This is a genomic window from Lawsonibacter sp. (genome assembly GCF_022777125.1).
Lineage (GTDB): Bacteria > Bacillota > Clostridia > Oscillospirales > Oscillospiraceae > Lawsonibacter_A > Lawsonibacter_A hominis.
The window spans coordinates 1-11,294 of record NZ_JALFGV010000063.1 but is presented as its reverse complement, the minus strand read 5'-3'; the positions used below and the strand labels follow the sequence as shown (position 1 = coordinate 11,294).

Sequence of the window (11,294 nt, the reverse complement as noted above, 5' to 3'; positions counted from 1 at the left end):
TGTCCGTCATGCATCCCTCGGTCGAAAAAGGCCTTTTTCAACAAGCTAAGGCGCGGCCCCGACTCAGGTCGGGGCCGCGCCGCTTTTACGCGCTTTTTACCGCTGATCCAGGGGGATAAACGTGCGCATGGGGGCCACGGCCTTGTAGGCCGGGCGGATAATCCGGTTGCCGGGCTGATAGACTTCCTCGATCCGGTGGGCGCACCAGCCTACCATGCGGGCCACGGCAAAGAGGGGGGTGTACAGCTCCTGCGGGATGCCCATCATCTTGTAGACCATGCCGGAGAACAGGTCCACGTTGGCGCAGACCACCTTGTCCTCGCCCTTGACGGAGAGGAGCACCTCCGGGGTGAGCCGCTCCACGCTCTCGTAAAGCTCGAACTCGTCCAGCATCCCCTTGGTGGCGGCAAGCTTCTTGGCAAACCGCTTAAGGATGACGGCCCGGGGGTCGGAGAGGGTGTAGATGGCGTGTCCCATCCCGTAGATGAGCCCAGAGCGGTCTCCCGCCTCCTTCCGCAGCAGGGCGCCCAGGTAGGCGCGCACCTCGTCGTCGTCCTTCCAGTCGTGCACGTTCTCCTGGATGTGGGAGAACATCTCCATGACCTTTTTGTTGGCGCCGCCGTGGCGGGGGCCCTTGAGGGAGCCTACGGCGGCGGCAATGGCGGAATAGGTGTCGGTACCCGAGGAGGAGAGCACCCGGCAGGCGAAGGCGGAGTTGTTGCCGCCGCCGTGCTCGGCGTGCAGCACCAGGCACAGGTCCAGCAGCTTGGCCTCCTGGTCGGTGTACCGGTTGTCGTGCCGGACCGAGTAGAGGAAGTTCTCCGCCACGCTCAGGCCCTCCTGAGGCCGGTGGAGGTAAAGCGATTCATTGTCGTAGTAGTGCCGCTTCACCGCGAAGGCGTGGGCCACGATGACGGGCACCCGGGCGATGAGCTGCACGGCCTGGCGCAGCTGATTGGGCAGAGACATGTCGTCCGGGTCGTCGTCATAGGAATACAGAGCCAGCACCGAGCGGGCCAGTTTGTTCATCACGTCGGGGCTGGGGGCCTTGAGGATCATATCCTCGGTAAACATCCGGGGCAGCGAGCGGTGGTCGGACAAAAGCTGCTGAAAGGCGGACAGCTGCCCGCGGGTGGGCAGGGAGCCCATCAGCAGCAGATAGGCGGTCTCTTCAAAGCCGAACCGGCCCTCGCTCATAAAACCGTCGATCAGCTCCTCCACGTCGATCCCCCGGTAGACCAGCTTGCCGGGCATGGGGACCCGCTCGCCGTCCTGGACATAGTAGCCCAGCACGTTGCCGATCTGGGTCACGCCGGCCATGACGCCGGTCCCGTCGGCGTTGCGCAGGCCGCGTTTTACGTTATAGGTCTCATAAAAGGCCGGGTCGATGTAGTTATGTCTGCGGTATTCTCCGCATAGACTTTCGATAAAGCCCTTCGCAATCTCCTTGTCCTCATTCTGCATGCTGTGACGCTCCTTTGCCCGTCTCTATTGCGGTCTATTGTATCCTTTTTTTGCCGCGCCGTCAATGGGGAGGGAAGACAAATCCGAAGCTTCCGGTGGAGCGCCTTTTGGTTTAGACGAATAAAGCGAAAAAGCAAAAGTGAAATAGGAAGCCTGGAAACTTGCAAAAGACGGACGGAGGGAATGGATATGAAACAGGTCGTGGCCACGGCTCTGGCGCTGCTGCTGCTGTTGTTCCTGCTGCCGCTGCTGCTGGTGCGGCAGGACGGGCCGGGGACGGCGCAGGAGAGCGCCGCCCCTACCGGCGAGCTGCCCATCGACCGCACGGTGGTCACGCCCGCGCGCTCCGAGGACGCAGCGGTCACGGTCCGGGTCTCGATAGGGGACGGCGAGGTGCTCACGCTCCCGCTGGACAAATACCTGTGGCGGGTGGTGGCCGCTGAAATGCCGGCTTCCTTCGAACCCGAGGCCCTCAAGGCGCAGACGGTGGCCGCCCGCACCTACACCCTGGCCAAGATGGGGCGCACGGTGCAAAACCATCCCGACGCCGACGTGTGTACCGACATCAACTGCTGCCAGGCCTATATCGAACCGGACCAGGCGGCGGAGAACTGGGGAGAAAACACCCAGGTCTATACCGCCAAGATCAGCGCCGCCGTGGCGGATACCGACGGCGTGGCGGCCCTGTACGACGGCGCGCCCATCCAGGCGGTCTTCTTTTCCTCCGCCGCCGGGCGCACGGTGGACGCGGTGGAGGTCTGGGGCAACGCCGTGCCCTACCTGTCCGGGGTGGACAGCCCGGAGGGAGAGGAGGTGCCCAACTACCACAGCACGGCGTCGGTGCCGGTGGAGGAGTTCAAACGCACGCTGCTGGCGAAGGTTCCGCAGGCCGACCTGTCCGGTCCGCCCTCCGGGTGGTTTGGGGAGACCGTCCGCAATTCCGCCGGGGGCGTGTCCAGCGTGACGGTAGGCGGCGCAGCCGTGACGGGGAGCGCCCTGCGGGAGCTGTTTTCTCTGCGCTCGGCCAACTTCACTGTCACCGCGGACGAAAGCGCGGTCACCTTCTCCGTCACCGGCTACGGCCACGGGGTGGGGATGAGCCAATATGGGGCCAACGCCCTGGCACGGCAGGGAAAGACCTATGAAGAGATCCTGAAATGGTACTATACCGGCATTGAGCTGGGGCGCTATTCCCCCGCTGGGTGACGGCAGGTTCTCCGGCGGCAGAAACAGCAGCGGGCGGCAGCGCGGGCGTCTGCGCCGGGAGGGCCGCGTCCGCCGCTCCGCACGGGACGATTTTCGCCCCGCGCGCAGGGCGGGCAGCGGGAGCAGGCGGGGGCGCAGATGGAGCGGTTGACAGCTGTGGTATAATAAATAGGGCGTCTTTGTGCCCTATTTTATGGTAAAGTGAGAGATCGCACATGAGTACACGCTATGACGTCGCCATCATCGGCTGCGGTGAGGCCGGGATCTTCGCGGGCTATGAGCTGATGCGCCTGTGCCCCTCCCTGAAAGTGGTCACCCTGGATCAGGGCTCCGATATCTATACCCGCAGCTGCCCCATCGTGGCAGGCAAGGTGAAGGAGTGCATCCACTGCAAGATCTGCGATACCATGTGCGGCTTCGGCGGGGCGGGGGCTTTCTCCGACGGGAAATATAATTTCACCACCGCGTTCGGCGGCTGGCTCACCGATTTTATGGACGCCAAAGAGGTCATGGATCTGATCGACTATGTGGATTCCATCAACGTGCGCCACGGCGCGACCGACCAGGTTTTTTCCACCGATACCCCCGCCGCCCGCGCCCTGGAGAAAAAAGCGCTGGAGTTTGACCTGCACCTGCTCCAGGCCCGGTGCAAGCACCTGGGCACGGAGAACAACCTGAAGATCCTCCAGAGCATCTACGAGACCGTGCGGGAGCACGTGGAGTACCGCTTCCGCACCAGCGTGGCCTCTATCGAGGTCCTGGGGACGGAGGGCTACCGTCTGGTCACCGATCGGGGGGAGCCGGTGGACTGCCGCTGGCTCATCGCCGCGCCCGGACGCTCCGGGGCGGAGTGGTTCTCCAACCAGTGCAAGGGCCTGGGTCTGGAGCTGATCAACAACCAGGTGGACATCGGCGTGCGGGTGGAGCTGCCCGCAAAGGTCTTCGAGCACATCACCGACGTGGTGTATGAGTCCAAGCTGGTCTACCGCACCAAGCAGTACGGCGACCAGGTGCGCACCTTCTGCATGAACCCCTACGGCCATGTGGTGGCCGAGAACGTGGAGGGCATCAACACCGTCAACGGCCACTCCTACTCCGACCCTGCCCTGCAGAGCGAAAACACCAATTTTGCTCTGCTGGTATCCAACCGATTTACCCAGCCCTTCAACGAGCCCTACCGCTACGGCAAGCATATCGCCTCTTTGTCCAACATGCTGGCCGGCGGCGTGCTGGTGCAGCGCTTCGGGGACCTGGTCAGCGGTATCCGCACCAACGAGCACCGCATGAGCAAGTCGTTTGTACGTCCCACCCTTACCGCCGCAGTGCCGGGGGATTTGTCCCTGGCCCTGCCCAAGCGGCAGCTGGACGATATCATCGAGATGATCTATCAGCTGGACAAGCTGGCCCCCGGCACGGCCAATTACGATACGCTGCTCTACGGCGCGGAGGTCAAATTCTACTCTGCCCGCCTGGCCCTGTCCGGGGAGCTGGAGACCGCCCTGCCCGGCTTCTTTGCCGCAGGGGACGGAGCGGGGGTCACCCGCGGGCTGGCCCAGGCCGGCGCCTCCGGCGTCAAGGTAGCCCGGGTCATTGCCCGGAGGTTGTCCGAGCAGGGATAACAGACAAGGCCCGCGGCACTGCCGCGGGCCTTTGGCTTTGTCAGGGGTAGACTTTTTTTACGTTCTCTGAAATTTCAGACAGGGCCTTGCTGGCCTCCATGTCGCAGCGGTGGCTGCGGGCCAGGTCCCCCAGGGAGACCATGCCCACCACTCTGCCGTCCTCCAGCACCGGCAGCCGGCGCACCTGTCGGGCGGCCATGAGCCGGGTGGCCTCCCTTGCGTCGTCGTCGGGGGAGACCACTGCGCAGTTGCGGCTCATGATGTCCTTGACGGGGGTCTGGGCCGGGTCCTCCTCCGCCGCCACGCAGCGCAGGACGATATCCCGGTCGGTGACGATGCCGCGCAGGCCGCCGTCCTCCCCGCAGACGGGCAGGGAGCCCAGATTATGCCGGGACAGCAGCCGCGCGGCCAGGGAAGCCGACTCGCCGGGTGTGATGGAGACCACGCTGGGGTTCATCAGATCGCGTACTTGCATGGAAAAACCGCCTTTCTGTCCAAACGATACCGATAGTTTGGGCCTGAAACGGCGGTTTTATTCCTGCTGCAGCTCCAGGTTGCGCCGCAGCGGGCCCGGGCCCCGCCAGGCGAAGGCCCGCGTGCCATATTTGGACTGGAAGCTCCGGTTGCTCAGGCCGTCCAGATCAGCGGGGGTGAGACGGTCGATCAGATCCTCCCGGAACTCCGGCAGGGGCGATCGGGCGGCGTGGTGATTGTATGGACAGGCGCGCTGGCACAAATCGCAGCCCCAGACATAGGGGTGCGCGGCCACCAGGGCCGCCTCCTCGTCCGTCAGGCGCTTCTGCTGGGTCAGCTGAGAGAGACAGCGCTCCCGGTCTGCGCCGCCGGGTCCCAGCGCGCCCACCGGGCAGGCGGCGGCGCAGCGGCCGCAGTCCTCGCAGGCGGGCGCGGCCTCCCGCTCCGGCAGCGCCAGCGCAGCGCCGGTGAGGATGGTCCCCAAAAACAGGAAGGAGCCGTAAGGGGGCAGGATAAGCAGCCCGTGGCGGCCCACCTTGCCCAGCCCGGCCAGCCGGGCGGCCTCCCGCTCCGGCAGGGGGGAGTTGTCGGCGGCGGGCAGAAAGGATTCCATCGGGTATTGGCGAGATAAAAAATCACAAACCGTATTCAGCCTGCGGGCGAGGGCGCGGTGATAATCCTCCCCCCGGGCATACAGAGACAGATTACCGGGCCGGTCTCCGGCGTAATAGGGGAACGCGGCCACCAGCACCGTCCTGGGCTGGGGACATTGGGCGCGGACCTTTTCCTGATCCTCCCGGGTCATTTCCGGGGTAAGGCGGTCATAGGCCACGCCGCCCCAGGCGGCGGCTCCGGCGGCGCGAAAGGCCTGGTCCAGAGCGGTCATCGCCCGTCGTACCGCTCCAGCGTCCGCCGGGCCAGCTCCCCGTCCGGGATGCAGGGCTCGGGGCCGCTTTTGCGCTTTTGCTGGGTCTCGCAGCCCTTGCCCGCCAGCAGAACCACGGCGGGCCGCCGGGCGCCCAGGATAGCCTGCTCCACCGCCTGCTCCCGGTTGGGCACCACGGTGTACGCCTTCCCATGACGCTGTAAAAACACCCCGATATCGGCGCAGATCGCCTCCACCGCCTCGGGGCCGGGGTCGTCCTCGGTGAGGATGACCCGGTCGGCCAGTTCTCCGGCGGCGTTGCCCATCCCCTCCCGGCGGTCGATGCCCTTGCCGCCGGTGCAGCCGAAGAGCACCGTCAGCTCCCGGCCGGGGTATTCCTGGCGCACGGAGGAGAGGGCGTTGCGCAGGCTCATGCCGTTGTGGGAGTAGTCTACGATGACGGAGATGGCCCCGTCGGCGCTCTGGTAATGCTCCATGCGCCCGGGCACGAAGGCGCGCAGCAGTCCCCCGGCCACCGCGTCCTCCGGGACGCCGTAGACCTGGCACGCCGCCACGGCGGCCAGGGCGTTGTCCACGTTGAACAGCCCCGGCGTGGAGATGGCCAGCTCCCGCTCATAAGAGGGGGTGCGCACGCGGAAGACGATGTGCCCGCCCTGCTTGCGGATCTGGTCGGCGTACACGTCGGCGGAGGGAAACTTCCGCGAGAAGGTGATCACGCTGGGGCAGGCCCGGGCGGCCGCCCAGATGCGGTCGGCCTTGTCGCTGTCCAGATTCACGCAGGCGGCGGCGGCCTGCCGGAAAATGAGCAGCTTGGAATTCAGATAATCCTCCAGATCAGGGTGCTCCACCGGGGAGATGTGGTCCTCCCCGATATTGAGGAAGACCGCGCAGGCCAGCTCCACACCGATGACCCGGCCGTATTTCAGCGCCTGGCTGGACACCTCCATGGTCAAATAGTCCGCCTCCGCCGAGGCGGCGTTCCACAGGTGGCGCTGCAGGTCCAGCGGTTCCGGCGTGGTGAGCTTGGCGGGACGGCGCTCTACGCCGTCGTCGGTGACGATGGTGGACAGCAGGGCGCTGGCCCGGCGGCCCTGGCCCTCCAGCCAAATATCCAAAATGGACTTGAGGTAATAGGCCGTGGTGGTTTTGCCCTTGGTACCGGTAATGCCGGTGATGCGCAGCTGTCCGGAGGGATGGCCGTAGGCGGCGTCGGCCAGCAGCCCCATGGCCTGCCGGATGTCCGTGACCTGGATGCAGGGCAGGGGAACGTCCGGATAGGGGGTTTGGCTGACGTAGGCGAACGCCCCCTGCTCCAGCGCGGAGCGGAGGTATTCCGCTTTGAATCGCGCGCCCTTGCAGAGAAAGAGCGTGCCGGGGATGACCCGCTTGGAGTCGCAGGACACCAGAGCCACGGGGCGGGTCAGGTCGGCGGCCAGGGGGGAATCGCCGCAGAGCAGGCCGCGGCGCTGGAGCAGCTGATAATAGCCGCCGAGCGGCAGACGGGGCCGGTCCATCATGTACGTCACCACCAGTTGAAAGAATGATCGCATGGGCGGGGAGGGCGCCGCAGCGCCTATACCATGCGCAATTTATAGCCGCAGGCGGTGATGCACCGCTCGGCCAGCACGTCCATGGCGTCCAGATAATAATCGGGCAGGCCGTGATAGGTGCGGTAGACGGACAGCTCCGTGCAGGCGAGGATGGCACTGTCGCACCCGGCGCCGCGCAGCCAGCGGTCGATGACGGCAAATTTCTCCCGGCTGCCCTTCTCGCCCCGCTTGATCTCATCGTAGATGATGCCCATGACCAGCTTCTGCACCTCGGGCGGGGGGGCGACGGCGAGGATGCCCTGCGCGGCGCATTCCTTCTGATAGACCCCGGTCTGCACGGTGCCGTCGGTGGCCAGGACGCCCACCTTCCGCTTCCCTGACCGGGCCAGTACGGCCACGGTCTCCCGGGGCATGTGGATCAGGGGCGCCTCCAGCTCCTTCTGGAGCCGGTCGGCAAAAAAATGGGAGGTGTTGCAGGGGATGGCCAGCACGGTGCAGCCGCTGCGCTCCAGCAGCCGGGCGTCGGCCAAAAGCCGCTGATAGCAGCCCTCCGCATCCCCGCCCAGGATGGCGGTGGTGCGATCGGGCATACCGGTGTCGCTGAGGATCAGGGTGGGCAGGTGTTCCTGGTCGCAGGCGGCGTCGGTGCGGTCCAGGATGCGCTGGTAAAAATCCTGGGTGGCCTGGGGTCCCATGCCGCCTAAAATGCCAAGGCGCTGTTCGCTCATTTCGCCTTCTCCATACTGGAGGCGTACCAGCCCACATAGCGGCGCTGCCCCTTGAGGATGCGCAGCTTGTGGAAGAAGCCCCGGTCGGCGGGATAGAACAGCGGATTGACGGAGGCGCCCGCCTGATCCAGGCTGCGCATCTCCCCGTGGTAAGCCGGGTTCACGTAGTCGTAGGCCACCGCCTTGGGAATGACCCACCAGAGATGGCGGTTTTCCACTACCGTCAGGGGCGCGCTGGTGTGCTCAATGCGGTCCTCCACCAGGTACCTGGCCAGGTTGTACCCCGCGCCGGTGACGTAATAGTTGCTGCGGCCCTGGCGGCAGTTGATCTCAAAGGCCTTGAATTTTCCGTCCCGCTGGTCGTATTTGATATCGAAGTTGGAGAAGCCGGTAAAGCGGATCGCCTCCAGGAACGCCCGCAGCTTTTCGCACAGCTCCGGCGAGCGCTCGGTGATGATGACGGCGTGGTTGCCGATGGCATGGTCGGTATGCTCCTCCAGCAGCACATGGCCCACGCACATCAGGCGGACCTTGCCGTCCGCGCCGGAGTAGTTGGTGACCACCCGCATAAAGCTGTCGTCTCCGGGGATAAAGTCCTGGAGGATTAGGGAATCCTCATACCCCGCCCCGTAGATGTCGTCGATGACCTGATCCACCTCCGCGCGGGTCTGGAGCACGTAGGCCTTCTTCTGGGTGGGGAAGGGATGCTTCCAGTAGGTGTCCGACTCGGCGGGCTTGACCACAAAGGGGCCGTCGAAGGGCAGGGTGAAGTCGTGACCCATGCCCTTGTGATAGACCACGGTGTCGGGATAATCGATGCCGTACTGCTCGCAGAGCTGATAAAAGCGCTCCTTGTGGATGAGCGTCTCCAGCAGGTCCAGCGGCACATAGGGCGCCACGACGTTGCCCGGAAAGCGGGGCAGGTTGGCGGAGATGGCGTTGAGGTAGTTATCCCCGCAGCCCAGCACCAGAATGGTTTTGTCCGGGTGCGCCCCGGCCACCTCGGTGACGTTCTCCAGCACCGTGTCCGCCCGGTCGTTGTGCGCGCGCACCCGGTAGTCGATGATGGTGCTGCCGGCGCAGACGCTGGCCGGGTACATGCCGTATACCACGCTTTGGATGCCGTAGGCCTCGTGGAAGGCGCGGGCCATGCTGTAGGCGTTGATATCGGAGCCGAGCAGCACGGGGATGAATTCAGTTGCCATGTTGGAACGCCCCCTGAAAGGTGATTTCATACCAGCTGCCGCCCATGGGCCGCACCCGGCTGGCGGGGTAGGCCTGCTCCAGCGCCTGGGCCTCCCCTTCCTGGAGCCGCAGCTCCCGGCGGCAGATCTCGCCGCCGGAAAAGCAGTCGGAGATCAGGCGCTCCAGGCGCTGCCCCTCCGGCTTTCTCTCTATTGTAGTCATGTTCCGCTCTCCTTAGTAGGAATTTCGCTCTGAAATCGTCTCCCGCGCCGCTGGAAAACCGTACGGCGTCCAGGGGGAGGCGGCGGGCGCAGCATGCGCTTCCGGTCGGTCATCCCGCGGCCCGCTTCACCTGGTAGACCCCCTGGATCTGCCCCAGCTTGTTGATGACGGCGGAGAGCTCCTCCTGGTTCTTGACCTCCAGGACGATATTGACGCTGGCGTAGCCGTCTGGCATGGAGCGGGCGGAGAGGCCGGTGGTCTTCACCTTGGCGGCGGAGAGCGCCATGGCCACGTCCAGGGTGAGCCCGTCCCGATCCTTGGCCGAGATCTCCAGGGAGGTCTGATAGCTGGCCAGCTCCCCCGCCGCCCAGGACACCCGGATCCAGCGCCCCGCCTCCTCGGGCTTGCGGCGCTCGGCGGCGGCGTTGGGGCAGTCCTGCCGGTGGACGGACACGCCGAAGCCGCGGGTGATAAAGCCCACCACGGGGTCCCCGGGCACGGGCGTGCAGCACTTGGCGAACTTCACCAGACAGTTGTCCAGGCCCTCCACGATGATACCCGATTCGCTCTTCCGGCCCGCTCTGGGGGGCGGGGCGGAGGCGGCGCCGGTGGCGGGATGGATCGCCTCCTGGGCGGCGCGCTCGGCGGCCTGCTGCTCCGCCTGGACGCGGCCCAGACGGGCGATCTCGTCCTTGATGCGCACCACCGCCTTCTGGGCGGACATGCCGCCGTAGCCGATGGCGGCGTACAGCTCGTCCAGAGTGCCGAAGCGCGCCTTTTTCAGCACGAAGGGCAGCACGTCCTCGGCGGTGATGGCCGCCAGGGAGAGGCCGGCGTGCTTCAGTTCCGATTCGAAGCAGGCGCGGCCGGTGGCGATGTTCTCCTCCCGGCGTTCCTTTTTGAACCACTGGCGGATCTTGTTGCGGGCCTCGTTGGATTTGCAGATTTTCATCCAGTCCCGGCTGGGGCCGTGGGCGGACTTGGAGGTGATGACCTCTACGATATCGCCGTTTTTCAGGGCGGTGTCAAAGGGCACCATGCGGCCGTTGACCTTGGCGCCCGTCATGTGGTTGCCCACCGCGGAATGGATGTTGTAGGCAAAGTCGATGGGGGTGGCCCCGGCGGGCAGGTTGATCACGTCGCCCCGGGGGGTGAACACGAACACCTCGTCGGCGAACAGGTCCACCCGCATGGTGCGCACGAATTCCTCCGCGTCGATGTCCTGCTGGCTTTCCAAAAGCTTGCGCACCCACTCGAAGGCCTCCTCGGTGCCCAGCTTCTCGTTGGCCATGCCCTGCTTGTACTTCCAGTGGGCGGCGATGCCGTATTCCGCCGTGTGGTGCATTTCCCAGGTGCGGATCTGTACCTCGAAGGGCAGCCCCTCCCGGCCGATGACGGTGGTGTGCAGGCTCTGGTAGCCGTTGGGCTTGGGGGTGCCGATATAGTCCTTGAAGCGGCCCAGCACCGGCTTGTAGAGATCGTGGATGACGCCCAGCACATTGTAGCAGTCGGGGATATCATCCACGATGACCCGGAACGCGTACAGGTCGAAGATCTCGTCCATGGTCTTGTTCTGGGCGTACATCTTGCGGTAGATGGAGTAGATGTGCTTGACCCGGCCGTAAATGGTGCAGCGGATGCCCTCCTCGTCCAGCCGCTCCTGGATGCGCTTTTGGATGCCGGAGAGGAATTCCTCATGGGCGGAGGAGCGGGCGGCCAGTTCGTCGGCGATCTCCTGGTAGCCGATGGGGTCCAGATATTTCAGGGAGGTGTCCTCCAGCTCCCATTTGATGCGCTGCATGCCCAGACGGTGCGCGATGGGGGCGTAGATCTCCATGGTCTCCAGGGCCTTCTCCTTCTGCTTGCGGGGGGTCTGGTAGGCCATGGTGCGCATGTTGTGCAGCCGGTCGCAGATCTTGATGAGGATCACCCGGATGTCCTTGGCCATGGCCATGAGCAT

10 protein-coding genes are annotated in these 11,294 nt (G+C 65.2%); 2 read left to right on the top strand and 8 right to left on the bottom strand.

Going from position 1 to position 11,294, the window contains the following annotated elements:
* Positions 1-96: 96 nt before the first annotated feature.
* The gene (locus MR825_RS05100; RefSeq protein ID WP_186908188.1) at positions 97-1,464 is read right to left on the bottom strand and encodes a citrate/2-methylcitrate synthase; all 1,368 of its coding nucleotides are present in this window, start codon (positions 1,462-1,464) and stop codon (positions 97-99) included.
* 189 nt (positions 1,465-1,653) lie between these two features.
* Here MR825_RS05100 and spoIID point away from each other — a divergent pair, with 189 nt between their 5' ends.
* Positions 1,654-2,670, top strand: a complete 1,017-nt coding sequence (gene spoIID / locus MR825_RS05095) for a stage II sporulation protein D (protein WP_256174448.1) — start codon at positions 1,654-1,656, stop codon at positions 2,668-2,670.
* A gap of 215 nt (positions 2,671-2,885) precedes the next feature.
* Positions 2,886-4,289, top strand: coding sequence for an NAD(P)/FAD-dependent oxidoreductase (locus MR825_RS05090; RefSeq protein WP_256174447.1), 1,404 nt, complete (start codon positions 2,886-2,888; stop codon positions 4,287-4,289).
* Between the two features lie 40 nt (positions 4,290-4,329).
* Here MR825_RS05090 and MR825_RS05085 read toward each other — a convergent pair whose 3' ends face one another.
* The 7 genes from MR825_RS05085 to MR825_RS05055 form a co-directional block, all read right to left on the bottom strand.
* Positions 4,330-4,764 carry a CBS domain-containing protein gene (locus MR825_RS05085; RefSeq protein ID WP_186908185.1) on the bottom strand — a complete coding sequence of 145 codons (435 nt, stop codon included), beginning with the start codon at positions 4,762-4,764 and terminating at the stop codon, positions 4,330-4,332.
* A gap of 57 nt (positions 4,765-4,821) precedes the next feature.
* A complete protein-coding gene (locus tag MR825_RS05080) occupies positions 4,822-5,649 on the bottom strand; it encodes an epoxyqueuosine reductase (protein ID WP_186908184.1) in 828 nt (275 codons plus the stop codon).
* Positions 5,646-7,166 (bottom strand): Mur ligase family protein, encoded by a 1,521-nt coding sequence (locus MR825_RS05075; RefSeq protein ID WP_287879262.1) that lies wholly within the window; start codon positions 7,164-7,166, stop codon positions 5,646-5,648. Before MR825_RS05075 ends, MR825_RS05080 begins: the two co-directional genes overlap by 4 nt.
* A 56-nt stretch (positions 7,167-7,222) precedes the next feature.
* Positions 7,223-7,927, bottom strand: a complete 705-nt coding sequence (locus MR825_RS05070) for an aspartate/glutamate racemase family protein (RefSeq protein WP_287879261.1) — start codon at positions 7,925-7,927, stop codon at positions 7,223-7,225.
* On the bottom strand, positions 7,924-9,132 hold the full coding sequence (locus tag MR825_RS05065; protein WP_186908182.1) for a carboxylate--amine ligase: 1,209 nt from the start codon (positions 9,130-9,132) through the stop codon (positions 7,924-7,926). Before MR825_RS05065 ends, MR825_RS05070 begins: the two co-directional genes overlap by 4 nt.
* Complete coding sequence (locus tag MR825_RS05060; protein ID WP_186908181.1) at positions 9,122-9,334, bottom strand: hypothetical protein; 213 nt, start codon at positions 9,332-9,334, stop codon at positions 9,122-9,124. The genes MR825_RS05065 and MR825_RS05060 overlap by 11 nt, the downstream gene beginning before the upstream one ends.
* 109 nt (positions 9,335-9,443) lie before the next feature.
* Positions 9,444-11,294 (bottom strand): RelA/SpoT family protein (locus tag MR825_RS05055; protein WP_287879259.1); only part of this gene is annotated, 1,851 nt, incomplete at its 5' end.